This is a genomic window from Streptomyces nigrescens, from assembly GCF_027626975.1.
Lineage (GTDB): Bacteria > Actinomycetota > Actinomycetes > Streptomycetales > Streptomycetaceae > Streptomyces > Streptomyces nigrescens.
Genome location: NZ_CP114203.1, coordinates 7,927,586 through 7,952,509, shown reverse-complemented (window position 1 = coordinate 7,952,509; position 24,924 = coordinate 7,927,586). Strand labels below are relative to the sequence as shown.

23 protein-coding genes are annotated in these 24,924 nt (G+C 72.3%); 8 read left to right on the top strand and 15 right to left on the bottom strand.

Annotation, left to right across the window (positions count from 1 at the left end; translation table 11 throughout):
* The first annotated feature begins 33 nt into the window (after positions 1-33).
* A complete protein-coding gene (locus STRNI_RS35330) occupies positions 34-1,500 on the top strand; it encodes a PP2C family protein-serine/threonine phosphatase (RefSeq protein ID WP_277412673.1) in 1,467 nt (488 codons plus the stop codon).
* A 180-nt stretch (positions 1,501-1,680) separates the two neighbouring features.
* Here STRNI_RS35330 and STRNI_RS35325 read toward each other — a convergent pair whose 3' ends face one another.
* The gene (locus tag STRNI_RS35325; RefSeq protein ID WP_093638597.1) at positions 1,681-3,210 is read right to left on the bottom strand and encodes a DNA-binding protein NsdB; all 1,530 of its coding nucleotides are present in this window, start codon (positions 3,208-3,210) and stop codon (positions 1,681-1,683) included.
* Between the two features lie 285 nt (positions 3,211-3,495).
* Between STRNI_RS35325 and STRNI_RS35320 the strand changes: the two genes are divergently transcribed.
* Positions 3,496-4,629, top strand: coding sequence for an aminoglycoside phosphotransferase family protein (locus STRNI_RS35320; RefSeq protein ID WP_078518674.1), 1,134 nt, complete (start codon positions 3,496-3,498; stop codon positions 4,627-4,629).
* Positions 4,630-4,964: 335 nt separating this feature from the next.
* The gene (locus STRNI_RS35315) at positions 4,965-6,971 is read left to right on the top strand and encodes an N-acetylmuramoyl-L-alanine amidase (RefSeq protein ID WP_277412672.1); all 2,007 of its coding nucleotides are present in this window, start codon (positions 4,965-4,967) and stop codon (positions 6,969-6,971) included.
* Positions 6,972-7,058: 87 nt separating this feature from the next.
* Here the strand turns inward: STRNI_RS35315 and STRNI_RS35310 are convergent, their stop codons facing one another.
* From STRNI_RS35310 to STRNI_RS35300, 3 genes are all read right to left on the bottom strand, one after another.
* Positions 7,059-7,559: a hypothetical protein gene (locus STRNI_RS35310; RefSeq protein ID WP_018090673.1), complete on the bottom strand. Its 501-nt coding sequence runs from the start codon at positions 7,557-7,559 to the stop codon at positions 7,059-7,061.
* A gap of 99 nt (positions 7,560-7,658) precedes the next feature.
* Positions 7,659-8,054, bottom strand: coding sequence for an ACT domain-containing protein (locus STRNI_RS35305; RefSeq protein WP_159490667.1), 396 nt, complete (start codon positions 8,052-8,054; stop codon positions 7,659-7,661).
* Between the two features lie 9 nt (positions 8,055-8,063).
* Positions 8,064-8,672, bottom strand: coding sequence for a CGNR zinc finger domain-containing protein (locus STRNI_RS35300; RefSeq protein WP_159490665.1), 609 nt, complete (start codon positions 8,670-8,672; stop codon positions 8,064-8,066).
* Between the two features lie 50 nt (positions 8,673-8,722).
* Here STRNI_RS35300 and STRNI_RS35295 point away from each other — a divergent pair, with 50 nt between their 5' ends.
* From STRNI_RS35295 to STRNI_RS35285, 3 genes are read left to right on the top strand one after another with little or no spacing between them, the layout of a single operon-like run.
* Positions 8,723-8,902 (top strand): hypothetical protein, encoded by a 180-nt coding sequence (locus STRNI_RS35295; protein WP_266441054.1) that lies wholly within the window; start codon positions 8,723-8,725, stop codon positions 8,900-8,902.
* Positions 8,899-9,627, top strand: coding sequence for a maleylpyruvate isomerase family mycothiol-dependent enzyme (locus tag STRNI_RS35290; RefSeq protein ID WP_159492243.1), 729 nt, complete (start codon positions 8,899-8,901; stop codon positions 9,625-9,627). Before STRNI_RS35295 ends, STRNI_RS35290 begins: the two co-directional genes overlap by 4 nt.
* 39 nt (positions 9,628-9,666) lie before the next feature.
* Positions 9,667-10,407 carry a leucine-rich repeat domain-containing protein gene (locus STRNI_RS35285; protein WP_159490661.1) on the top strand — a complete coding sequence of 247 codons (741 nt, stop codon included), beginning with the start codon at positions 9,667-9,669 and terminating at the stop codon, positions 10,405-10,407.
* A 130-nt stretch (positions 10,408-10,537) separates the two neighbouring features.
* On the opposite strand, the gene STRNI_RS35280 is transcribed toward STRNI_RS35285, so the two are convergent.
* The 5 genes from STRNI_RS35280 to STRNI_RS35260 form a co-directional block, all read right to left on the bottom strand.
* Positions 10,538-10,777, bottom strand: coding sequence for a DUF397 domain-containing protein (locus STRNI_RS35280; protein ID WP_018090679.1), 240 nt, complete (start codon positions 10,775-10,777; stop codon positions 10,538-10,540).
* A gap of 138 nt (positions 10,778-10,915) precedes the next feature.
* The gene (locus STRNI_RS35275; protein ID WP_018090680.1) at positions 10,916-12,082 is read right to left on the bottom strand and encodes a thiolase domain-containing protein; all 1,167 of its coding nucleotides are present in this window, start codon (positions 12,080-12,082) and stop codon (positions 10,916-10,918) included.
* Positions 12,082-13,131, bottom strand: coding sequence for a thiolase domain-containing protein (locus tag STRNI_RS35270; RefSeq protein ID WP_277412671.1), 1,050 nt, complete (start codon positions 13,129-13,131; stop codon positions 12,082-12,084). Before STRNI_RS35270 ends, STRNI_RS35275 begins: the two co-directional genes overlap by 1 nt.
* Positions 13,131-14,078, bottom strand: a complete 948-nt coding sequence (locus tag STRNI_RS35265) for a Zn-ribbon domain-containing OB-fold protein (RefSeq protein WP_159490659.1) — start codon at positions 14,076-14,078, stop codon at positions 13,131-13,133. Before STRNI_RS35265 ends, STRNI_RS35270 begins: the two co-directional genes overlap by 1 nt.
* Before the next feature lie 14 nt (positions 14,079-14,092).
* A complete protein-coding gene (locus STRNI_RS35260; RefSeq protein WP_274734065.1) occupies positions 14,093-14,893 on the bottom strand; it encodes a crotonase/enoyl-CoA hydratase family protein in 801 nt (266 codons plus the stop codon).
* A 163-nt stretch (positions 14,894-15,056) separates the two neighbouring features.
* Between STRNI_RS35260 and STRNI_RS35255 the strand changes: the two genes are divergently transcribed.
* A complete protein-coding gene (locus STRNI_RS35255; RefSeq protein ID WP_277412670.1) occupies positions 15,057-16,685 on the top strand; it encodes an acyl-CoA synthetase in 1,629 nt (542 codons plus the stop codon).
* A 27-nt stretch (positions 16,686-16,712) separates the two neighbouring features.
* Here the strand turns inward: STRNI_RS35255 and aroQ are convergent, their stop codons facing one another.
* Both aroQ and STRNI_RS35245 read right to left on the bottom strand, forming a co-directional pair.
* Positions 16,713-17,339, bottom strand: a complete 627-nt coding sequence (gene aroQ / locus STRNI_RS35250) for a gamma subclass chorismate mutase AroQ (protein WP_277412669.1) — start codon at positions 17,337-17,339, stop codon at positions 16,713-16,715.
* 107 nt (positions 17,340-17,446) lie between these two features.
* Positions 17,447-18,145 carry an alpha/beta fold hydrolase gene (locus tag STRNI_RS35245; protein ID WP_159490650.1) on the bottom strand — a complete coding sequence of 233 codons (699 nt, stop codon included), beginning with the start codon at positions 18,143-18,145 and terminating at the stop codon, positions 17,447-17,449.
* A gap of 122 nt (positions 18,146-18,267) precedes the next feature.
* Between STRNI_RS35245 and paaK the strand changes: the two genes are divergently transcribed.
* Positions 18,268-19,584: a phenylacetate--CoA ligase PaaK gene (gene paaK / locus STRNI_RS35240; RefSeq protein ID WP_277412668.1), complete on the top strand. Its 1,317-nt coding sequence runs from the start codon at positions 18,268-18,270 to the stop codon at positions 19,582-19,584.
* A gap of 39 nt (positions 19,585-19,623) precedes the next feature.
* Here the strand turns inward: paaK and STRNI_RS35235 are convergent, their stop codons facing one another.
* The 4 genes from STRNI_RS35235 to STRNI_RS35220 form a co-directional block, all read right to left on the bottom strand.
* The gene (locus STRNI_RS35235; protein WP_277412667.1) at positions 19,624-20,424 is read right to left on the bottom strand and encodes a VOC family protein; all 801 of its coding nucleotides are present in this window, start codon (positions 20,422-20,424) and stop codon (positions 19,624-19,626) included.
* 123 nt (positions 20,425-20,547) lie between these two features.
* The gene (locus tag STRNI_RS35230) at positions 20,548-22,110 is read right to left on the bottom strand and encodes an acyl-CoA synthetase (RefSeq protein ID WP_277412666.1); all 1,563 of its coding nucleotides are present in this window, start codon (positions 22,108-22,110) and stop codon (positions 20,548-20,550) included.
* 122 nt (positions 22,111-22,232) lie between these two features.
* Positions 22,233-23,792 (bottom strand): acyl-CoA synthetase, encoded by a 1,560-nt coding sequence (locus tag STRNI_RS35225; protein WP_277412665.1) that lies wholly within the window; start codon positions 23,790-23,792, stop codon positions 22,233-22,235.
* 19 nt (positions 23,793-23,811) lie between these two features.
* Positions 23,812-24,915 (bottom strand): NAD(P)H-dependent flavin oxidoreductase, encoded by a 1,104-nt coding sequence (locus STRNI_RS35220; RefSeq protein WP_159490641.1) that lies wholly within the window; start codon positions 24,913-24,915, stop codon positions 23,812-23,814.
* Positions 24,916-24,924: the final 9 nt, after the last annotated feature.

Genomic DNA, 24,924 nt, shown 5'->3' with positions numbered 1-24,924 from the left:
TCAGCCCGGCGCCGCCTGATCACGGAGTACGTCATGCCGTCCCCTCTCTTCGCGGATCACTCAGCCGACCGGCCCCCCGAGCGTGAGACGGTCGAGGCACTCATCACGCAGGCCCGCCGCCTGCGCGGTGGCCTCGACGCGGTCCGCCGGGAGTCCACGGTGGACACCGACCTCCTCGCCGACCCGCAGCTGCGCTGGCAGCGGGCCCTGTGCGATCTCGCGGTGCACCACCTCGACGACCTCGGGGGCCATCTCGACCAGCTGAGAGAGGGCCTGCCCGCCGGAAGCGCGGACGCCCCGGCACCGGAGACCGGACCGCCCCCGGCCCCGCAGGAGCCCGAGCCGCATGAGCGCGGCGCGCTGCTGCGCCGGGTGGGCAGCGCCGAGTGGAATCTGCTCACCGACGAGGTCAGCTGGTCCGACGAGCTGTTCGCGATGTTCGGCCGGGCCCCGTCCGACGGGCCGCTCACCCTCGACGAGCTGCCGTCCCTGGTGCACCCCGAGGACCAGGACGGGCTGGCCACGATGGTCACGGACTGTCTGGTGGACGGCCGGCCGATCGACGGCGAATTCCGCATCGTGCGCCCCGACGAGAGTCTGCGCACGGTGCACATGGTGGGCGAGCCGGTGCTCGACGCCGACGGCAGTACCGCATGCATGTGGGCCGTGCTGCGGGACGTCAGCGAGCTGCGCCGCAGCCAGCAGGCGGTACGCGAGACCCGTGACTCGCTGCACCGCGAGCGGCAGATCGCGCAGACCGAGCACCGGCTTGCGGTCGAGCTGCAGGAAGCTGTGCTGCCGCCGTGGCGCGGCTCCCTGCGGTTCCCGCACGGCGGCCCGGTGGCCCTCGACCTCGCCGGTCGCTATCTGCCGTCCGGCACCCGCGACCTGATCGGCGGGGACTGGTACGACGCACTGCAACTCCCGGACGGCAGCACCCTGCTGAGCGTCGGCGACCTCACCGGGCACGGCGTCACCGCCACGTCCGGAATGGCGATGGTGCTCGGCGCGCTGCGCGGTATGGCGGTCGCCGGACACCGGCCGGGACCCCTGATGGGCTTCCTCAACCAACTGCTGGACAGCGCCGCGCAGCCGGCGCTGGGCAGCGCGGTGTGCGGCCGGTTCGACGCGGCCGCGCGGACGCTGGAGTGGGCCCAGGCGGGGCACCCCGCACCGCTGCTGTTCCGCGGCGGCACGGGGCGCGCGCTGGACCCGCCCGAGGGGGTACTCCTCGGGGCGACCTCGGGTGCGTCCTACACCCAGCACACCGAGCAACTGGAGCCCGGCGACCTCCTCGTCCTGCACACCGACGGCCTCGTCCCGCGCCGTGCGCAGGGCGCGGATGCCGCCCATGAGGGTGCCGAGCGGCTCCTCGCCCTGGCGCCGCGGTTCGCCGCCGCGCGCAGTGCCCAGGACAGCGTCCGCATCGTCGTCGAGGAGTTCGGCACCGCCGAGCGCGAGGACGACGCCTGTGTGCTGATCGCCAGGGTCGGCGGCTGACACACCTCGCGGCAGCGGACGGCGGAGCGGGCGCCACCTGCGCCCGCCCTGGTGACGTCGGCCCGGCGGACCGGCGGTGGGCAGGTGAGGCGGCAGGTTCACGGAGGACGTTTCGTCACCTGCGGCTACAGGTGACGCACCGTCACCCTCCGTGTGACCGCCCGCGTGTCACCGCCCGCCTCAGGCCGAGAAGTTCTTGCCGAGGCCCGCTCCGATGCCGGGACCGAGGCCCGACCCCTTGGACTTGGGCTTCGCCTTCGGCAGGACATCCTGGATCTCCTCGCGCAGGTCCTGGATCTTGGCGTAGCTCGCGTACTGCCCCGTGAGCCGGAACATTTCACGGAGCCGGTCCCAGGTCCGCTGCGAGGAGTTCTCCCCGATGGACACCAGCGCCAGCCTGGCGTAACGGTCGGCCTGTTCGGGGTCGTTGCCGATGAAGCAGGCCGACGCCATCGAGATGTAGTCGAAGATCTGCGACCGCTGGCGGCCGTTCTCCCGCAGTATCAGCGCCCGCTTGGCGTGGTGCTGGGCAACCCGGGCGACCGAGGGATCGTGGTCGGCGAGGGTACGGAACGCCAGCGCCTGCATGCCGTGCAGATCCGCCTCGTCGAACATCTGCATCCAGCTCGGCGGCGGCACATCGCCCTTGTCCGAGACGAACAGGTCCTCCGCCTCGCCCAGGGTGCGGCGCATCGCCTGCCCCTGCCCCTTGGAGGCCTGCGCCCAGGCCTCGATGGTGTGCAGCATGGCGCGGGTGCGCGGCAGGGTTTCCTCGCCGGAACCGGACTTGGCCAGCTTCATCAGATCCAGTGCGTCGTCCGGGCGGCCCAGATGGACCATCTGGCGGGCGGCACGGGAGAGCGCCTCACCGGCGCGGGGGCGGTCGCCGCCCTCACGGGCCGCATGGGCGGCGATGATGAAGTACTTCTGGGCGGTGGGCTCCAGGCCCACATCGTGGGACATCCAGCCGGCCAGCACCGCCAGATTGGCGGCCACCCCCCACAGCCTGCGCTGCAGATGCTCGGGGTGGCGGTAGGCGAGCATGCCGCCCACCTCGTTGAGCTGGCCCACCACGGCCTTGCGCTGCAGCCCGCCGCCGCGGGCCGCGTCCCAGGCGCGGAACACCTCGACCGAGCGCTCCAGCGCATCGATCTCCTGCGACCCCACGGGGGCCGCCTCGTAGCGGTCGAGGCCGATCTGGTCGAGTTCGTCGAAGGAGTCGGAAGCGAACGGGGCGTCGTGGCGTGGGGCGCCGGCCGGTGTCGGGTCGGTGTGCAGCCAGTCGTACATGGCGCCGGTGAGTGCGGAACCCGCGGCGAGCGCAGCGCCCGCACCCACCAAGCCGCGTCGGTTGAGCATGAGGTCCATTCCCGTGAATTCCGTGAGGACCGCAGCGGTCCGTTCGGGAGCCCACGGCAGACCGTCCATGGCCTGCCGCTTCCCCGAGCGACCGGTTCTTGCGAACCCGAGGTCCTCGATGGTTACGACACGGCCGAGGCGCTCGGTGAACAGGGAAGCCAGAACCTTGGGCACCGGATCTCGTGGGGTCTCCCCCATGTCGATCCAGCGCCGCACTCGTGAGGTGTCGGTCGCCAGCTGCGGATGGCCCATGGCCGCCGCCTGCCGGTTGACCAGTCTCGCCAGCTCTCCCTTGGACCAGCCGGCCAGGCCGAAAAGGTCCGCGAGACGGGTGTTCGGCTGCCTGTCCACGTCAAGCCCCCAGGTTCCTCGACTGATTTGACAGTAACGGCCGGTGACATGCGCTGTGTCCATTCGCCAGGGTTCGCCACCCTGCGCCAGATGGTCTGCCACCCGCAGCCACGTGTTCTGTAGACATGCCGCCCCCGGCCTGGTGGCGGGACCGCATTCCCCAGGGTGCGCGCCCTTCACAGGGACCCTGGATCGGCCTCCTGCACGGGGCCCGTTCACGGGTTCCCACCACCGGGCCGGGGAGCGCACGCAACTCGCCGGCGCACGAAGGGATCTGTCTCACCCATGTATGCAGCATCGTCCGCCGTGACCGTCCCCACCCGGCCGCACCGCCCGCACCCCACCGGAGGCGGGCCGTATCTCGACCCCTCCCCCTCCGTGGGGGCGGTCACCGGTCTCCCCGGCGGCCGTACCCGGCGGGTTCAGGGGACGGGTGCCCAACCGCTCAGCGGGAGGCTCGACTTGTCCGGCCCCCAGGGCGCCCAGCTGCGCGCCGCCGTCGCCTCGGTGCACCGCATCTGCCCGGAGTTCAATCCGGTGCAGGTGCTGCGTCGCAGCGGCAGATCCGTCCTCCTCGTGGGGACGACGGGCCGGATGACCGCGGTCGCCAAGTGTTTACTGGACCAGTCTCCGGCCTGGGCGGAAAGGTTCCGGCAGGAAATAAGTGCATACCGCGCATTCGTCCGGCATCGTCCGCCGGTACGGGTGCCGCGGCTTGTGGCGGCCGACCCCGACAACTGCACGCTCATCATGGAGCGGATGCCCGGCCGGGTCGCGTCCCTGACCCGGCACCCGTCCGAGGCCCCGCCCCGCGCGGACGTACGGGCCGCACTCGGCGCGATCTGCCGGATCAATCTCTGGCGTCCGCCGTCCGGGCTGTTCGACACCCCGCTGGACTACGCGGGCCGGATCGGCCGCTATCACGACCTGGGGCTGCTCACCGACCGGGACCTGGGCGATCTGCAGAAGCTGATGCACGGTCTGTCGCACACCCAGGGCCAGTTCTGTCACGGCAATGCGCTGCTGAACAACGTGCTGCTGTCCCCCGCGGGCCCGGTGCTGCTGGACTGGGACAACGCGGGCTGGTACCTGCCGGGCTACGACCTGGCGACGCTGTGGTCGGTGCTCGGTGACGCGCCGGTGGCCCGCCGCCACATCAGCCAGCTCGCCCAGAACGCCGGACCGGCCTCGCGGGACGCCTTCCTGGTCAATCTGATGCTGGTGCTCACCCGCGAGATCCGGCGCTATGAAACCGCGGTCCAGCGGACCATGCGCGAGCCCACGCCGACGGGGACACCGGGTCCGGGACAACCCGGTGTGCCGGCGGCGGGCGAGGAGCAGCGGCTGCTCCTGCGCCGGCTGCACGACGACTGCCAGATGGCGCGGCGTGCGGTCAGGGCGGCGGTCGGCACCCGCTGACCGCCGAGGGGGGACTGTGAGCGGCGCGCCCGGGCACGGGGTGCGCCGCTCACCCTTGTCTGCCGCGCCCTCACCAGCTCTTCTCCTCACCGTCCGCGAGGGCAAGGTCATTGGTCCATTCCACTGACGCTCCGCAGGCCCGGCACCGGTCCGGGAAGGCTCCTCTGGAGACGCCCTGACATGCGGAATCCCGAACCGGCGCGGTGATTGACGGACTGTCGGCAAACGTATAGCTCTAAGCCGACAGGGGGCTCTAGTCTCGGGTCCCGCCCGTGCGGCCGTTTGCGCACCCACCGTCACACCGCCCCGGCTCGGGCCGGCTCGAGGAGGTTGCTTTGCAAGGATCCGCCCCGGAAGACGAGAAGAGAGTCCCCCGCCCCGCCCTGCGGAGATCCGCCACCGCGGTCGCGGCCGCGGTGCTGCTGCTGCCGCTCTCGGGAGCACCGTCCGCACAGGCCGGACAGCCCCGGACGGACGCGCTGCAACAGGCCTTCACCGATGCCGCCGCCCGCTTCCATGTGCCGCGCAGTGTGCTGCTCGGCGTCTCGTACCTGGAGTCCCGCTGGGACGGTCACGGCGGCGCGCCCAGTGTCTCCGGGGGTTACGGTCCGATGCATCTGACCGACGCCCGTACGGCCCTGACGCGGACGCCGGAGTTCAGCGAGGGCTACGAGGACGCACGCGGCGACGAGGCGCGGGGCCGTAAGAGAGTGCCGGCCGGCGCGGCGCAGCGGGCGGCGCTGCCCACCGAACTCCCGGCCCGGCTGCGTACGTTGCCGACGGCCGCGAAGCTGACCGGGATTCCGGCCGGGAAGCTGCGCACCGACCCCGCGGCGAATGTGCTCGGCGGTGCGGCGCTGCTCGCCGCGGAGCAGCGGAAGCTGGGGATGCCCGCCGGCAGCGATCCGGCGCGGTGGTACACGGCGGTGGCGCGCTACGGAGGCCAGGACAGTGCGCACAGCGGTAAGGCCTTCGCGGACGAGGTGTACGCGGTGATGCGCCAGGGCCAGGCCCGTACCACCGACGCGGGACAGCGGGTCACGCTGGCCGCCGCGCCGGGTCTGACCCCCGACGCCGCGCAGCAGAAACGTCTCAGCGCGCCGACTGCCAAGGCCCCGGCGGCGTCCGCCGCTCGCAAGCCGGAGTGCCCGCGGAACGTCGCCTGCGAGTCGGTCCCCGCGCCGTACGAGGAGTTCGGCGACGGTGACTACGGCAACCACGACAAGGCGGACCGCCCCGCGGACCAGCGGGTCAGCGCGATCATCATCCATGACACCGAGGGGTCCTGGGAGACCACGCTCAAGCTGATCAAGGACCCGGCGTATGTGTCGTGGAACTACACGATCCGCTCCGCGGACGGTCTGATCGCCCAGCATGTGCCGACCAAGGACGTCGCCTGGCACGCGGGCAACTGGTACATCAACTCGCACTCCGTCGGCATCGAGCACGAAGGCTTCCTGGCCGCGCCGGACGCCTGGTACACCGAAGCGATGTACCGCGCCTCGGCCCGGCTGGTGAAGTATCTGAGCCGCAAGTACGACGTGCCGCTCGACCGGCAGCACATCCTGGGCCACGACAATGTGCCCGGCACGACGACGGCCACCATCCCCGGTATGCACACCGACCCCGGCCCGTATTGGGACTGGGCGCACTACTTCGCCCTGCTGGGCAAGCCGTTCAAGGCCACCGCGGGTCCGCGGGGCGGCCTGGTCACCATCCGTCCCGACTACGACGAGAACCAGCCGGTGTACACCGGCTGCGCGAAGCCCGGTGACACCTGTGCGCCGCACGGCTCCACGGCGGTCCGGCTGTACAGCGCGCCGGACGAGGACGCACCGCTGGTCAAGGACATCGGACTGCACCCGGACGGCAGGGCCTCGACGACCGGTGTGAACGACACGGGTGCCCGTGCCACGACGGGGCAGCGGTTCGCGGTGGCCGGCCGGTCCGGCGACTGGACGGCGATCTGGTACCTCGGGCAGAAGGCGTGGTTCCACAATCCCCATGACGAGCCGGTGGCGGTGCCCGCCAAGGGGCTGATCGCCGTACCGAAGTCCGGGCGGGAAGAGATCCCGGTCTACGGCCGGGCGTACCCGGAGAAGGAGGCCTATCCGGCCGGGGTCCCCTACCAGGCGGTCTCCCCGCTGCCGTACAAGCTCGCCGCCGGGCAGCAGTACGCGGTCGGGGACCGGATGCGGGGCGAGTACTTCTACTCCCCGACCTTCGACGTCACCAAGCACGCGGTCGTGCGCGGCAAGGACGTCTACTACGAGATCCAGCTCGGGCACCGGGTCGGTTATGTGCGGGCGGACGACGTCGAGGTGCGGCGCTCGGCTTCCTGAACACCGTCGGGTGAGCGCGTCGCGCCCGGTGGACGGGGGAACCGTCCACCGGGCGCGACCGTGTCCGCTCCGGGGTTGTGCCGGGGCTCAGCCCTGCTGGAAGAGCTCCGCCGGCAGCGGCTTGAGCAGGGCGTAGAGGTCGTCGGTGATCGGCCGGTCCCAGCTGGCGATGGTGACCAGCACACCGTCGCTGCGGTCGAACTGGGCGCAGGAGATCCGGCTCTCGGAGCACTTGATGCGCTTGACGATCAGCAGGTTGTCCTCGTGCATCACGGGGGTGTCCTCGCTCTCGACGACCGTGACCGGTTCGTCGTTGCCGAGCGCCGCGAGCAGCTGGGCCACCTCGAAGGGCACCTGGTCGTCCTCGAGCTCGCGGGCCGGGGAGCCCTCCGGCAGATTGCCGATGATCATCGCGGGACCGCGGCCGCCGAACAGGTCGTAGCGGAGGAAGACGCCCTGGCAGCTTCCGTCGGGCGCGGGCAGCAGCCCGGCTCCGAGATTGCCCGGCCAGTCCCCGGGGTCCATGGCGAGGACGTCGAAGTCAGGCCCGGCGGGCGTGGCTGCGCTGCGGCGGCGGAGGAAGGACATGCCGCCATCGTACGTGGCCCGGCCGGGCGCGCCGCGCCGACGTCGGGGTCAGCGACACCCCGTGCGCGGCGCCGCCGGACGCTCCGGTGGCCGGTGGTCTCAGGCCTGGTCGGCCAGTGCGCGAAGCCGGCGCAGCGCTTCGTCGGCCGCGTCATACGGCACGAAGAGGTGATCGTGGTGGAAGCCCGCGACGACATTGCAGCTGAGGCCGGCCTGGGCGAGTGCGGTGGCGACGGCGGCGGTCAGTCCGACGGCGTCCAGCGCGGAGTGCACCCGCAGGGTGATCCAGGCGGCGACATAGTCGTAGGCCAGGCCCGCACGGTCGGCCTCTTCCTGGTGGACGACGAGGGTGCGGCCTTCGGGCTCGGTGACGGTGACCACCGGTGTCAGCCCCTCGGGGACGGCCCCGGGCACGCTGGCAAAGACGTAACGGCCCTCGTTCCGCTCGGGACGCATCCCGCTGAGAAGGGCCCGGAGGTCGCGTTCACCTGTCATGCCCCCAGCCTACGGGGCGTCGCCCTGCGCTTTCCGGCGGCGTCCGTGGTGGCGGGCGACCCGGGCGCGGTTGCCGCAGGAGGGGGTGCACCACTCCTGGCGGGCGTGGTCCTTGACGAAGTAGCGCACACAGCGCGGGGCGGGGCAGGCCCGCAGCAGGGCGCGGTCCGGCCCGTCGAGGAAGGTGAGGGCGGCGCGGGCCAGCGCGGCGACGATCCGGTCGGCGGCCGGCGGGGAACCGGCCGGCCGCAGCCGCACCGTGGGCCCCGCGTCCGGCTCCCAGCTGAGCCGGGGCACCGTGGGGACCAGGGCCGCGGCGGCGTTCAGCCGGCGGATCGCCTCGGCTTCCGGGAGCAGCCGGTGGGCGTCGGCGGAGCTGGGCGGTCCCGGCCGGACGGCGCGGGCGAACAGCGACCGGAGCGCGGCCCGTAGCTCCCGTACGGCGGTGTGCAGTGCCTCGTCCACGGTGACCGGCCGCTCGGCGCAGTCCAGCAGCGCGGCCCGCTCGCGTACCCAGTCCGCGAGCCCCTCCGGGCCGGCCAGGTCATCGGCGACGCCGCCGTGCCCGTCGTGGCGGATGGTGACGGCGAGGTCGAGAGCGAGCCGTGTTGCGGTCATGGAGCTAATGGTAATGTCCCCGCCAACCATTAACTCGCTGAGGGGGCGGTGTGGCCGGCATACGTCAACTACTGGGTGACTTACCGGTCTTCGCGGGCGAGCTGCCCGCCTTCCCGCCGTCGACGGCACCCGACGCCGCGGTGGCACCGTTCACCGCACGGCTCGTCGGTGCCGCGCGGGCGCAGGCCCCCGAGCCGCGAGCCATGACGAAGGAGCTGCGGTGGCCATGACGACGGAGCGGACGATGCCGGCCGAGGCGGTACGGACCGCGATCGAGGCGGGTCAGGAGCGGCTGCGCGCACTGCTGCCCGCCCTGACCGACGACGGGGTGCGGGAGCCGAGCGAGCTGCCCGGCTGGTCCCGCGCCCATGTCCTCTCGCACATCGAGGGCGTCGGTCTGGCCCTGGCCCGGCAGGCCCGCTACGGGCTGCGCGGTGAGCTGATCGAGCCGTACGACGGCGGGCGCCCGGCGCGCGATGCCGCGATCGAGGCCGGAGCGGTGCGGGGTGCGGCGGCGCTGGGGGACGCGGTACGGGCCGCGTTGGCCGAGGCGTCCGCGGCCTGGGCGGCGGTCGGTCCGGGCGACTGGTCGCGGCCGGTGCGGCACCGCAACGGCGATCTGCGCTCCGCATTGCTGGCCTGGTGGCGGGAGTTGGAGATCCACACGGCGGACGCGGGCATCGGCCACGGTCCGCGGGACTGGCCGCAGGAGCTGTGCCACCACCTCCTGGACCACATGGCGCCCCGGGTCCCCGCGGAGCTGCACCTCGTCGTGACGGCCACGGACGGCACGCTGTCACGGCAGTACGGTTCCGGGGACGCGCCGACGGTGACGGTGAGCGGCCCGCTCACCGATCTCGCGGCCTGGCTGTCCGGCCGCAGGCCGCACGAGCCGCTCGACTGCCGCCGGTCGGGAGCGGACACCCCGCTGCCCGAGCTGCTCGGCTGGCCGTAGCGAATCCGGCACCGCCTCCCCCGGAAGGAACCTCGCCCCATGTCCCGCCCCGAGTCCGGCAGTCCTCGCGTCCTCAACCTCTGGAAGGCGGGCCTGAGTGCGGTACCGCCCGAGGTCTGGCGGCGCGCGGACCGGGAGGTGCTGATCCTCGCCGACAACGCCCTGACCGAGATCCCGGCGGCGCTCTGCCGGCTGCGTGCGCTGCACACCCTCGACCTCGGCCACAACTCCCTGACAGCTGTCCCCGACGAGATCGGCGAGCTCACCGGGCTGACCCGCTTCCTCTATCTGCACGACAACCGGCTCACCGCACTGCCGGACACTCTCGGCGGACTGGACCGGCTCGGCTATCTCAACGTCGGCGAGAATCCGCTCGGGCGGCTGCCGGCGACGCTCGGTGAGATGGCCGGGCTGGTCGAACTCCGCGCACAGCAGGCGGAGTTGAGCGAACTCCCAGAGTCGCTGGGGCGGCTCGGCCGGCTCCGGGAGCTGTGGCTGGGCGGCAATGCGCTGACGGCATTGCCCGGGAGTCTGGCGGCGCTGCGCGAACTGAGGGTGCTGGAGCTGCGGGACAACGCCCTCCCCCACGTCCCCGACGCGCTGCGCACGCTGCCGCTGCTGCGCCGGATCGATCTGCGCGGCAACCGGATCGCGGTGCTGCCGCCCTGGATCGCGGAGCTGCCGTCGCTGGAGAAGCTCGATCTGCGCTGGAACTCCGTGGCGGACGGGGCGGAACCGGTCCTGGCGCTCCGGGAGAGAGGGTGCGTGGTGCTCACCTGACCAGGGCCGCTCCTGGTGTCCCCGGCCGGGGCGTGTCCTGCATGCCGGGAGACACGCCCCACGTGGGCACGCCCCACATGAGCACGCCTACATGAGCCCGCCCCACGTGAGCACGCCTACGTGAGCCCGCCTACGTGAGGTCGAATTCACCCTCGCGCGCGTCGAGGACGAAGGCGCGCCACTCGGCGGGGGTGAAGATCACCGCCGGGACCTCGGGGCTGCGGCGGTTGCGCATGGCGATATAGCCCTCGACGAAGGCGATCTGGACGCCGCCCACGCCCTGGGTGCTCGACTGCCACTCGGCCTGCGTCAGATCGAGATCGGGCCTGGGCCCGCCCACGAGCCGCTGCTCCGTGATGCTGTCGGTCACGTGTCCCGCACCTCCCGGTTCGTCGTCCGCGATCAGCCTAACCACTGTCTCCGGGAACGGACAGGGGACGTGGCGAGGCGGTGGAGTGGTGATCCGGGGGCGGGCGCACCGGCCGGGCGTGCCCGCCCCCGGCAGAGGTCAGCCGGCCGGTGTGTCGGCGCCCACCAGCCACATCGCGAAGAACTGGGAGCCGCCGCCGTAGGCATGTCCCAACGCCCTGCGGGCGCCGTCGACTTGGTGGTCGCCGGCCTGGCCGCGCACCTGGAGGGCGGCCTCCGCGAAGCGGATCATGCCGGAGGCGCCGATCGGGTTGGTGGACAGCACCCCGCCGGAGGGATTGACGGGGAGCGCGCCGTCGAGTTCGGTGACGCCGGACTCGGTGAGCTTCCAGCCCTCGCCCTCCTCGGCGAAGCCCAGGTTCTCCAGCCACATCGGTTCGTACCAGCTGAAGGGGACGTACATCTCCACCGCGTCGATCTGCCGGCGCGGATCGGTGATCCCGGCCTGCCGGTAGACATCGGCGGCGCAGTCCTTGCCGGCCTGCGGCGAGACGAAGTCCTTGCCGGCGAAGAGGGTGGGTTCGCTGCGCATCGCCCCGCCGTGCACCCAGGCCGCCGGGTGCGGGGCGCGGGCGGCCCCGGTGCGGTCGGTGAGGATCATGGCGCAGGCCCCGTCGGAGGACGGGCAGGTCTCGGAGTAGCGGATCGGGTCCCAGAGCATCGGCGAGGCCTGGACCTTTTCGAGGGTGAGGTCCTTCTCGTGGAGATGGGCGTAGGGGTTCTTGAGGGCGTTGCGGCGGTCCTTGTAGGCGACGAGGGAGCCGATGGTGTCCGGGGCGCCGGTGCGCCTCATGTACGCGCGGATGTGCGGGGCGAAGAAGCCGCCGGCGCCGGCGAGCAGGGGCTGCTGGAAGGGGACCGGCAGGGACAGGCCCCACATGGCGTTGGACTCGGACTGCTTCTCGAAGGCGAGGGTGAGGACGGTGCGGTGGACCCGGGCGGCGACGAGGTTGGCGGCGACCAGGGCGGTGGAGCCGCCGACCGAGCCGGCGGTGTGCACCCGCAGCATCGGTTTGCCGACGGCGCCCAGGGCGTCGGCGAGGTACAGCTCGGGCATCATCAGGCCCTCGAAGAAGTCGGGGGCCTTGCCGATCACCACGGCGTCGATGTCCGCCCAGGTCAACTGGGCGTCGTCCAGGGCGCGCCGGGCGGCCTCGCGGACGAGTCCGGCGAGGGAGACGTCCCGGCGGGCAGCGACATGCCGGGTCTGGCCGATGCCGATGACGGCCACGGGCTCCTTGCTCATCACTCACCCTCCAGGACGGCGACCAGGTTCTGCTGCAGGCACGGACCCGAGGTGGCGTGCGCGAGGGCGCGGCCGGAGGCGCCGCTCTGGATGCGGGCGGCGGCCTCGCCCAGGCGGATCAGCCCGGCGGCCATGACGGGGTGGGCGGCGAGCGCGCCGCCGGACGGGTTGATCCGGACCGTGCAGTCCGGCGCGTCGAGCTTCAGGGCGCGGCGCAGCACGACTTCCTGGGAGGTGAAGGGGGCGTGCAACTCGGCGGTGTCCACGGGCCGTTCGAAGGCTCCGGCGCGCTCGGCGGCGAGGCGGGTGGACGGGGAGTCGGTGAGGTCGCGGACGCCCAGGCTGTGTGCCTCGATGCGGTGATCGAGGCCGCGGATCCAGGCGGGGCGGTCGGTCAGCCGGCGGGCGGTGTCGCCGGCGGCGAGGACGACGGCGGCCGCGCCGTCGCCGATGGGCGGGCAGTCGCTGGTACGCAGCGGGGCGACGAGGTGCTCGCCGGCGGGCACGGCACCGCGCAGCTGGGCGTGCGGGTTGGTCTCGGCGTCCGCGCGGCTGCGGGCCGCGATCCCGGCCAGTTCCCGCTCGTCGGTCAGCTCCGCGTCGATCAGGGCCTGGGCCTGGAGGGCGGCGAGCGCGACCGAGTCGGGCCACAGCGGGGCGACGTAGTAGGGGTCGAGCTGGCGGGTGAGGACCTCGCGGACATCGCCCGGCGAGGACTTGCCGTACGCGTAGACCAGCGCGGTCTCCGCCTCGCCGGTGAGCAGCTTCACCCAAGCCTCGTACAGCGCCCAGGCGCCGTCCATCTCGACATGGGATTCGGAGATCGGCGGCCAGGCGCCGACGCCGTCCAGGGCCATGGTGAAGGAGAAGGCGCGGCCGGCGAGGTAGTCGGAGGAGCCGGAGCAGGTGAAGCCGATGTCCCGGGCCGCCAGGCCGGTCTGTGCCAGGACGTCGTGGAGCACCGGCATCAGCATTTCGACCTCGGAGGTCTCCGCGCTGTCGCGGACATGATCGCTCTGCCCGAAGGCGACGATGGCGACCTCGCGCATCAGATCAGCTCCTTGTAGCTGTCGTAGTCGGCATCGGGTTCACCGGTGGGGCGGTAGTGGTCGGGGAAGCGGCCGTGCTCGGTCCATACGGGTTCCACCCGCAGCCCCATGCGGACCCGGTCGTACGGGATGCCGCCGATCCGGGCGTGCAGGGCCAGGTCGGCGCCGTCCAGGGCGATATGGGCGTAGACGTAGGGGACCTCGATGTCGAGGTTCTTGGCCTTGATGTTGACGATGCAGAAGGTGGTGACGGTGCCGCGGGGGCCGACCTCGACCTGGGTGTCGGTGGCGAGGCCGCAGGTGGGGCAGGCGCCGCGGGGCGGGACGTAGACCTTGCGGCAGGAGGGGCAGCGTTCGCCGATGGTCTTGTGGTCCGAGAGGGCCTGGATGTAGCGGGACTGGGCGCGGCCGGGCGAGTAGGTGTAGTCGAGCCGGGCGGGGGTGGTGATGCCGGTGACGGCGTTCGCGAACTCGCCGCTGTGCGGGGCCCGTTCATGTGCGCCGGCGGGGCTGTCGTCCGGCTCGAAGCAGGCGATGTCGGTGATCGCGCCGGTGCGCTGCGCGGCCCAGCGGACGCGGACCCGCATCCCGGTGCGTACGGCGTCGGGGCCGGGTGCGTCCAGCGCGTGCAGCAGTGCGGTGTCGGCGCCGTCGAGCCGGACCAGGATCCAGGCGAAGGGGGTGGTGAGCGGCTGCCCGCGGCGGGGGGACGGGTTCCAGGCCCAGGTGGTGACGGTGCCGTGGCTGCCCACCTCGACCAGCTCGCGGATCTCCTCGGCGGTGACCGGGTCGTATTCGGTGGGCGGGACGACCACCCGGCCGTCGCTCGCGGTGACGCCGAGGACGGTGCGCTCGCGCAGCCCGGTGAGGAAGGCGCTCTGGACCGGGCCGAGCGAGCGGGTGAAGGGGAACTCCACGACGAGGGGTGCCGTGAGGACCTCGGACATAGGGACTCCTTGGGTCAGGCCCGCCGGTAGACGGGCGGGCGCTTCTCCGCGAAGGCCCGGGAGCCCTCTTTGGCGTCTGCGGTGTCGAAGACCGGCCAGCCGCGGGCGAGTTCGGCCGCCAGCCCGTCGGTCTCGGTCATCTCGGCGGTGTCGTAGACGGAGGCCTTGACGGCCTCGACGGCGAGCGGTCCGCAGCCGTTGATCAGTTCGGCGATCTCCAGGGCCTTGTCGCGTGCGGTCCCCTCGGGCACGACATGGCCGATCAGGCCGATGCGTTCGGCCTCGCGTGCGGGGTAGGGCCGCCCTGTGAGCAGCATCTCCAGGGCGTGGGTGCGGGGGATCTGGCGGGCGAGACGGACGGTGGAGCCGCCGATGGGGAAGAGTCCGCGGCGGACCTCGAAGAGCCCGAAGGTGGCGCTCTCACCGGCGACCCGGATGTCGGTGCCCTGGAGGATCTCCGTTCCGCCCGCGACGCAGTGCCCCTCGACGGCGGCGATCACGGGTTTGCGGGGGCGGTGGTGCCGCAGCATCGCCTTCCAGTGCAGGTCCGGGTCGGCGCGCAGCCGGTCGCGGTACTGCTCGCCGGCCATCCCGTCGCCCGCGAGGGCCTTGAGGTCCATTCCGGCGCAGAAGGTGCCGCCGGCGCCGGTGAGGACGATGGAGCGGATCCCGTCGTCCTCGTCGGCGGCGAGCCAGCCGTCGTACAGGCCCACCAGCATCGGCAGCGAGAGCGCGTTCTTCGCCTCCGGCCGGTTGAGGGTGAGCACCAGTGTCGCGCCGATGCGCTCCACCGCCAGATGTTCCGTACCACCCATGTTCCGTCCTCCCGTCTCACGACGAGAACAGGTTGCAGTAGCCGCACAGCGACTTCAAGGCTTTTCTGACAGGCAGTCAGATTTCTTGTCCGTGGCCCTTCCTTGCTCCTCGCTGCGGCGCTCTAATGACCGCTAGCCGACGCCCGCCCGGTCTGGAGGAGACGTGGAGTACAACCTTGCCGACCTCTTCGAGTCGATCGTCGACACGGTCCCCGACCGCGAGGCGCTGGTGTACGTCGACCATCCCGGGACCGGCGCCGAGCGGCGGCTGACGTACGCGGAGCTGGACCGCGCGGCCAACCGCCTGGCCCATCACCTGAGCGACCACGGCATCGGCCCCGGCCGGCACGTCGGACTGCACCTCTACAACGGCATCGAATACCTCCAGGCCGCCTACGCCTGTCTGAAGATCCGCGCCGTCCCGGTCAACGTCAACTACCGCTACGTGGAAGAGGAGTTGGCCTACCTCTACCGGGACGCCGACCTGGCGGCGCTGGTCTTCGACGCGGAGTTCACCGCGCGGGTGGCCGCCGCCCTCCCCCAGGCACCCGGGCTACGGCATCTCGTACGGGTCGGCACCCCGCCCGACGGCGCCCCCGAGCCCCGGATCGCCCCCGTCGCGCTCGCGGACGCCGAGGCCGCCAGCTCTCCCGCACGCGGCTTCGGCCCGCGCTCCGCCGACGACCGGATCGTCATCTACACCGGCGGCACCACCGGTCTGCCCAAGGGCGTGATGTGGCGCCACGAGGACATCTTCTTCTCCGGTATGGGCGGCGGGGCACCGACCGGTGAACCGGTCAAACGGCCCCAGGAGCTGGCCGAGCGGGTCGCGGCCGGGGGCGACGGCCTGGTCTTCTTCCCCACTCCCCCGCTGATGCACGGCACCTCCACCCTCACCGCGTTCATCGCCTTCCACTTCGGCCAGAAGGTCGTCATCCACCGCAAGTACGTGCCCGAGGAGGTGCTGCGGACCGTCGAACGGGAGCGGGTCACCAGCGTTTCCCTGGTCGGCGACGCGATGCTGCGCCCGCTCGTCGATGCGCTCGGCGGGCCGCTCAAGGACACCGACTGCTCCTCGCTGTTCAGCGTCAGCAGCTCCGGCGCGATCCTCTCCGAGACCGTACGCGCCCAGTTCAGCGCGCTGGCCCCGCACGTCATGCTGCTCAACAACTTCGGCTCCTCCGAATCCGGGTTCAACGGCACCGCCACCGAGGACTCGGGCCCGGACAAGGGCTTCCGGCTGCGGGTCAACTCCCGTACGGCAGTGGTGGATCCGGCCACCTACGAGCCGGTCCCGGCCGGTGAGGTGGGACGGATCGCCCTGCGCGGGCATGTCCCGCTGGGCTACTACAACGACCCCAAGAAGACCGCGGAGACCTTCTTCGAGGCGCACGGGGACCGATGGGTGCTGCTGGGCGATATGGCCACCGTCGACGAGGGGGGCATCGTCACCGTCCTCGGCCGGGGCTCGCAGTGCATCAACTCCGGTGGCGAGAAGATCTATCCGGAGGAGGTCGAGCAGGCACTGAAGGCACATCCGGACGTCTATGACGCGCTGGTCGCGGGGGTGCCGGACGAGCGGTGGGGCCAGCGCGTCGCCGCCGTGGTCCAGCTCCGTACCGGGGCGGCGGAGCCGGCCCTGGCGGACATCCAGCTCCACTGCCGGACGCGGCTGGCGGGCTACAAGATTCCGCGCGCCGTGGTCTTCACCGACCACATCCGGCGTTCGCCCAGCGGCAAGGCGGACTACCGCTGGGCGAAGGCGGTGGCGGCGGGCGAGCGGACGGCCTGATCCGGTCGGCCGGGCCCGGCCGGGGCCTCAGCCTCCGCCGCAGACCGACCGCAGCGAGCGGGCCAGTGCGCCCGTGTGCAGGCCGTCCAGTTGCCGCTCATGGCGTACCCGCACGGCGGCCGCGGTCAGCAGCGGAGCGCAGTACGGCGCCGAGCGGGCATACGGGGAGCCGGCGATGGCCCGCACCAGCTCGCCGTTGATGCGGTTGATCTCCTTCCGTACCTCACCCAGGTCGGGCCGCTCGGTCGGCGCCCGGCCGGGGTCCGCCTCCCACGCACGGTGCAGCCCCCGCTGCACGACCTTGCTGGCCTCGATCTGGTCCCGGAAGATCCGCACCGTGACCGCCGGATCGGCCCCCAGCTCGCGGGCCTGGTCCGCCACGGCCCGCAGCACCTCCCGCTCCCGGGCCGGGTCGTCGACCGGGCCGCCGGTGCCCCATTTCGCCGCGGCCACCAGATCGCCGGTGGCCAGCCGCTCCGCGGACAGTGCGGCGAGCGGCCGGAGTTGACCGTACGGGGAGTGCACGGTGGCCGGTGCGCCGACCGCGGCCGACGGGGCGACGGGTGCCGCGACGGCCCCGGCGGCGCCGGTGAACAGGGCGGTCGCGGCGGCACCGGCGACCAGGGCACTCCGTAGCGAGGTGGTCAGCTGCACGGTCGGCCTCTCTCGAACCTCAGGCACCCCGGCGGGACTGCGGGGTGGCGTACGGCGGCGAGCCCAGGGGGAACGAGAGCGCCGCGGCCCGCCGACCGCGCGGCGGGCTACGGGCGGGGCGCCAGGAACGAGTTGACCGCCGCGAGGAACTCGCCGGGGCGCTCCTCGTGGACGAGATGACCGGCGCCCTCCACCGTCACCAGACGGGCATCGGGGAGCCGCTCGACCAGCTCGTCGAGGTGTCCCTGCGGAATATGGCTGGCCTCGCCGCCGCCGATGACCAGGGTCGGCGCGGTGATCTTCTCCAGCTCCTCCCACCACACGGGGTCGGGCGCATTGCGCTCCGCCACCACCGCGACCTCGGCCTGCCAGTCGAACGGCTGCGGGCCGGCCGGCTGCTCCGGCACCTCCTGCGGCGGGTCGGCGGGCAGCGGCGGGGGCACCTCTTCCAGCACCAGCCGGTCCACCAGCTCCGGGCGCTCCGCGGCCACCAGCAGGGCGGCCAGCGCGCCCAGCGAGTGCCCGATGAGGGTCACCCGCTCCAGACCGAGCGCCTGGAGGAAGCCGATCACATCGTCCCGCCACCGCGCGGAGCCGTAGTCGCCCGGCCAGTCGCTGTGGCCGTGGCCGCGCTGATCGAGGGCGAAGACACGGTGGGTGCCGGCGAGCCGGCCGACCACTCCGCGCCAGTCCTCGCCGTCCTCACCGAGGCAGTGCAGCAGCACGGCCGGGGGCGCGTCCTCCTCTCCCCACACCCGGTATGCCAGCTGGACCTCACCGACCTGCACTTTCTGGACGTCACTCATGCGCTGGACGCTACCCGCGAGCCGGCCGCGCCACGCCCCTTGACGTGTTCGCCGCGCGCTGATTACTTGGATCAGCATGCAGCTACCGAATGATCGGTAGGGAAACCGAGGCGGTGAACTCCATGCCGGAAGCGGCTACGGGCAGTGAGACGTTCGACGAGGTGGAACGGCTCTCCGGGGACGCGTTGCGCGCGCTGCAACTGACCCGGCTGCGCGCCTCGTTGCAGCATGCCTATGACCACATCCCGTTCTACCGGGAGTCCTTCGACCGGGCCGGGGTGCATCCGCAGGACTGCCGCTCGCTCGGCGATCTCGCCCGTTTCCCGTTCACCGTCAAGGACGATCTGCGCGCCCAGTACCCCTTCGGGATGTTCGCCGTCCCCAAGGCGGAGGTGCGCCGCATCCATGCCTCCAGCGGCACCACCGGCCGCCCGACGGTCGTGGGCTACACCGAGCGCGATCTGTCGCACTGGGCGGATGTGGTCGCCCGTTCTCTGTACGCGGCCGGCGGCCGGCCCGGTCACACCGTCCATATCGCGTACGGATACGGCCTGTTCACCGGCGGGCTGGGCGCGCACTACGGCGCTGAGCGGCTCGGCTGCACGGTCGTCCCGGCGTCCGGCGGGATGACCGGCCGGCAGGTGCAGATCATCCAGGACTTCCGCCCCGAGATCATCATGGTCACGCCCTCGTACATGCTCACCCTGCTGGACGAGTTCGAGCGGCAGGGCATCGACCCCCGGACGACCTCGCTGAAGGTGGGTGTCTTCGGCGCCGAGCCCTGGACACAGGAGATGCGCCGCGAGATCGAGGAGCGGTTCGCGATCGACGCCGTGGACATCTACGGCCTGTCGGAGGTCATGGGCCCGGGCGTCGCCCAGGAGTGTGTGGAGACCAAGGACGGGCTGCACATCTGGGAGGACCACTTCTACCCGGAGGTGGTCGATCCGCTCACCGGCGAGGTGCTGCCGGACGGTGCGCACGGCGAGCTGGTGTTCACCTCGCTCACCAAGGAAGCGATGCCGGTCGTCCGCTACCGCACCCGGGATCTGACCCGGCTGCTGCCCGGCACCGCCCGCCCCGCCTTCCGCCGGATGGAGAAGATCACCGGACGCAGCGACGACATGATCATTCTGCGGGGGGTCAATCTCTTCCCCGCGCAGATCGAGGAGATCGTGCTGCGTACCCCCGGCGTCGCCCCGCACTTCCAGCTCAGGCTGACCCGGGAGGGCCGGATGGACCGGCTGACCGTGCGCGCCGAGGCCCGGCCGGATGCGACCCCTGAGGCACGCACGGCAGCCGCCGGGCTGATCGCGCACAGCGTCAAGGAAGGCATCGGGGTCTCGGTCGCGGTCGAGATCGTCGACCCGGAGACGCTGGAGCGCTCGGTCGGCAAGATCAAGCGCATTGTGGACGCCCGGCCGCGGGACACCGCCTGACGGCCGCCGGCCGTCCGCAGCCGTTTGCGGCGGGGCCGTTCAGGTCATCGTCGGGTCCCCCTTGATCAGGGCGAACGGGGCTCCTGCCGGGTCCTTGACCATGGCCAGCCGGCCGACGCCAGGGGCATCGGTGGGCGGGATCAGTACCGTGGCGCCCTGGCCGGTGGCCGCGGCGAAGGTGGCGTCACAGTCGGTCACACCGAAATACGGGTGCCACTCCGAGGTCGAACCGGCCTTCAGGTTCTCCTCCGGCAGCTGCATGATGCCGCCCTGCCCCGAGTCGTCGCCCTCGCCGCCGCCCGGTGCGGAGACGACCGAGTAGATGAGATCGCCGCCCATCGGCATGTCCTGGTGGTCCCAGGAGAAGACGGAGCGGTAGAAGTCCTTGGCCGCGGCCGCGTCGGTGGTGTACAGCTCCGTCCAGCACAGCGTGTTCGGCTCCATCACCCGCTCCAGGCCCTGGACGTCGCCCGGCTGCCAGACGGCGAAGTCGGCGCCCGTCGGGTCGGTGAAGGCGGCCAGCCGGCCGGCGGTGAAGACATCCATCGGCGGGACCCGCACCGAGCCGCCGGCCTGCTGCACCGTCTTGGCGGTGGCGTCCGCGTCGGGGGTCTGGAAGTACACGGTCCAGGCGGAGCGGGCGCCCTCGTCCATCAGAGGGCCGATGGCGCCGACCGTCTCGCCGCCGAGCTGGAAGAAGCCGTATCCGCCGGCATCCGGGCCGGCCGACTGGAAGCTCCAGCCGAACACGGCGGAGTAGAAGGAGACGGCGGCGTCGATGTCGGGGGCTCCCAGGTCGAGCCAGTTCGGGGTGCCCGGGACATAGTTGGTGGTCAGCATGGAGGACCTCCGTTGCACGGATCGTGACGTGCACGGCGGTGTGCGCGCCATTTCTCAGCATGGCAGCGGGCACTGACAGCCGCCCTTCACGCACACCGCGCCGGGCCCGGCTCAGGGCCCGCCTCAGGGTGCGCCGAACCGGGCCCGCAGCTCGCGCTTGAGGACCTTGCCGCTGGCGTTGCGCGGCAGCGCGTCCACGAACATCACCCGTTTGGGCGCCTTGAACGGTGCCAGACGCGCGCGGGCCGCCTCGATCAGCTCCCGCTCCCCCACCTCGTCGCCACCGCCCGCGCCGTCCGCGCGCCGTACGACCACCGCGGTCACCGCCTCGATCCAGCGCTCGTCCGGCAGCCCGATGACGGCGACCTCGGCCACCTGCGGATGCTCGTAGAGCACATCCTCCACCTGGCGCGAGGCGACCAGTACGCCACCGGAGTTGATGACGTCCTTGACCCGGTCGACCACCGTGAAATAGCCCTCCGCGTCGCGGACGGCGAGATCACCGGAGTGGAACCAGCCGCCCCGGAACGCCTCGGCGGTCTCCTCCGGCTTGTCCCAGTAGCCGGTGCACAGCTGGGGTGACCGGTAGACGACCTCACCCCGGGTGCCGTCGGGTACCTCCCGGCCCTCCTCGTCCACCACCCGTGCCTCGACGAACAGCACCGGGCGCCCGCAGGAGTCCATCCGGCCCTCGTGTTCCCCGGGGCCGAGCACGGTGGCCAGCGGCCCGATCTCGCTCTGCCCGAAGCAGTTGTAGAAGGCGAGGCCGGGCAGCCGGGCGCGGAGCCGCTCCAGGACCGGAACCGGCATGATCGAGGCCCCGTAGTAGGCCTTGCGCAGCCCGCTCAGCTCCCGGACGGTGAAATCGGGGTGGTTCGCCAGCGCGATCCACACGGTCGGCGGGGCGAACAGGCTGTCGGCCAGGCCCGCTTCCACCAGGTCGAAGATCCGGCCCGGGTCGGGCCCGTCCAGGATGGTGTTCTCCGCGCCCACCGCCAGATAGGGCAGCAGGAACACATGCATCTGCGCGGAGTGGTAGAGCGGCAGCGAGTGCACCGGCCGGTCCGTCTCCTTCAGGTCGAGGGCGACGACGGCGCTGGTGTACTCGTGCACCAGGGCGCGGTGCGTCATCATCGCGCCCTTGGGCAGCGCGGTGGTTCCGGAGGTGTAGAGGAGCTGGACGAGGGCGTCGTCGGGCACCTCGGTGACCAGGTCCGCGGCGCCGGGCCCCGCCGGCCCCGGCCCGGTGCCCGCGGGCGCTTCCCGGGCCGCGAGCCGCTCCAGCAGCCCGCCGGGCGCCCCGTAGAGGGGCATGGTGCGTACGGAATCCGGCAGCCGGTGCGCGAGCGCGGCGTCGGTGAGCACCAGCGCGCTGCCCGACTGGTCCAGGAGGTAGCGCAGATCCTCGCCGGTCAGGGTGTGGTTGACCGGAACGTGCACCAGTCCGGCGCGGGCACAGGCCAGAAAGCCGATCAGATACGCATCGGAGTTGTGCCCGTAGGAGGCGACCCGGTCGCCGGGCTCCAGGCCGTCCGCCAGCAGCACCCGGGCCGCGGCGGTCACCGCCTCGTCCAGCTCGCGATAGGTCCAGGACCGGTCCGCGTACCGCACCGCGGTCCGTCCGGGCACCCGGCGGGCGCTGCGTCGCAGGACTCCGTCGACCGTATTGCTCCGCGCTTGCGTCATGGCGCGATCCTGGGCCGCACCCCCCTCCGGGTCAAGGCACCCGGCGGAGTCCACCGCCGGCGGCCGGCCCCCGGAGGGTGGACCGGCCGCCGTCAGCCGCGGCGGGCACGCGGGGTGCACGGTTACAGCGCGCGCTCCCTGCCCTCCCAGTACGGGTCACGCAGCCGGCGCTTGTAGAGCTTGCCGTTGGGGTCGCGCGGCATGACGGCGATGAAGTCGAGCGACTTGGGCCGCTTGTAGCCCGCCAGCTGCTGGGCGCAGTGGGCCAGGATCTCCGCGGCCAGTCCGGGCGACGGAGGGTGGCCCTCGGCGGGTTCGACGACGGCCTTGACCTCCTCGCCCCAGTCGTCGTGCGGGATGCCGAAGGCGGCCGCGTCGGCCACCGCGGGGTGGCTGAGCAGGGCGGATTCGATCTCGGCGGGGTAGATGTTCACCCCGCCCGAGATGATCATGTCGATCTTGCGGTCACGGAGGAAGAGATAGCCGTCCTCGTCGAGATAGCCCAGGTCGCCGACGGAGAAGAAGTCACCGATCCGGTTCTTCCGGGTCTTGCCCTCGTCCTTGTGGTAGCGGAAGCCGCCGGTGCTCATCTTCAGGTAGACGGTGCCGAGTTCGCCCGCGGGCAGCCGGTTGCCGTCGTCGTCGAAGACGGCAAGTTCGCTGATCGGCCAGGCCTTGCCGACCGTCCCGGGCTTCTTCAGCCAGTCCTCGGCGGTCGCGAAGGCACCGCCGCCCTCGCTCGCCGCGTAGTACTCCTCGACGCAGTCGCCCCACCAGTCGATCATCGCGCGTTTGACGTGGTCGGGGCAGGGCGCGGCGCCATGGATGGCGTGCCGCATCGCGCTCACGTCGTACGCCGCACGGGTCTCTTCCGGCAGGGCGAGCAGCCGGTGGAACTGGGTCGGCACCATATGGGTGTGGGTGCAGCGCTGCTCGTCCATCAGGGCCAGCATGCGCTGCGGTGTCCACTTGTCCATCACGACGAGGCGGTGGCCGATGTGCAGTGAGGCACCGGCGAACTGCAGCACGGCCGTGTGGTAGAGCGGTGAGCAGACCAGGTGGACGTTGTCGTCGAACGGCTTGATGCCGAAGATGGCGAGGAAGCCGCCGAGGTAGGAGTCCTCGGGCGGGGTGCCGGGCAGCGGGCGGCGGATGCCGCGCGGGCGTCCGGTGGTGCCCGAGGTGTAGTTCATGACCCAGCCCAGGGTGCGGTCGGCGGGCGCGGACTCCGGCTGCCCGTCGAGGAGTTGCCCGTACGGCCGGAAGCCGTCGATGTGACCGGCGGCGTAGCGCTGGGACGCGGGCAGCTCCGCCTCGTCCGCGGCCTGCCGGGCCGCCTGCGCGAACCGCTCGTGCGCGATCAGCACCTTCGCCCCGGAGTCGGCCACGATCCAGGCGATCTCCGGGCCGACCAGGTGGTGGTTGACGGGGACGAGGTAGAAACCGGCCTGGGACGCGGCGAGGTAGGCGGTGAAGAACTCGACGCCGTTGGGGAGGACCACGGCGAAGGCGTCGCCGCGCTCCAGGCCCGCCGCGCGCAGCCCGTGGACCAGCTGGTTGCTCGCGGCGTGCAGCCGGCCCGCGGTCCACTCCTCGCCGTCCGGGGTGATCAGGACCGTCCGGTCCGGGTCGGCGGCGGCCTGCGCCCAGAAGCCGTTGGGCGGTGGGGAGTCCTTGCTCATTCCGCTGTCCTCCTCGGGTTCACGCGCGTCCGGCGATGCGGTTGATCCGGTCGATGGCCCGCTCGAAGCCGCGGGTCAGCTCGTCGAAGACGGCCTGTACGCTGCGCTCGCTGTTCATCCGGCCGACGATCTGGCCGACCGGGGTACCCAGCAGCGGCTCGACCTCGTGCCGCTGGATACGGGAGTTGGCCTCGGCGACCAGCAGGCCCTGCAGCGGCATGGGCAGGGGGCCGGGGCCGCTCGGGTCGTCCCAGGCGTCGGTCCACGCGGTGCGCAGCTGACGGGCGGGTTTGCCGGTCAGGGCGCGGGAGCGGACGGTGTCCCCGGGGCCCGCGGCGAGCAGTTTCGCGGTCAGCCGCCGGGAGTGCAGCTGGGCCTCCTCGGTGGTCAGCCAGAGCGAGCCCAGCCAGACGCCCTGTGCGCCGAGGGCGAGCCCGGCGGCGATCTGCTCCCCGGTGCCGATGCCGCCCGCGGCGAGCACCGGCAGCGGGTCGACGGCGGCCACCACCTCCGGGGTGAGCACCATGGTGGCGATCTCGCCGGTGTGCCCGCCGGCCTCGTACCCCTGGGCGACGACGATGTCGATGCCGGCGGCCTTGTGGTGCAGGGCGTGCCGGGGGCTGCCGGCCAGCGCGGCGACGAGGACGCCGTGCGCGTGGGCGCGCTCGATGACATCGGCCGGCGGCGACCCGAGGGCGTTGGCCAGCAGCTTGATCGGGTAGTCGAAGGCCACATCGAGCTGGGTGCGGGCGACCTCCTCCATCCACCCGGTGATCCGCCAGCCGGACGCCTCGCCCTCCGCGAGCCGCGGTACCCGGTGTTTTTCGAGCAGTTCGGCGACGAAGCGGCGGTGCCCCTCTGGGATCATCGCTTCGACCTCGGCCTCGCTGACGCCTGCCACCTTCTTGGCGGGCATCACCACATCGAGCCCGTACGGCAGCCCGTCGGTGTGCTCCTGCATCCAGTCGAGGTCACGCGCCAGTTCGTCCGGCGCGGTGTACCGGACCGCCCCGAGCACTCCGAACCCGCCGGCCCGCGTGATCGCCGCGGCGACCGCGGGGAAGGGGGTGAACCCGAAGACGGCGTGCTCGGCTCCCAGCGTGTTGCTCAGCTCCGTCTGCATGGGCGCAGG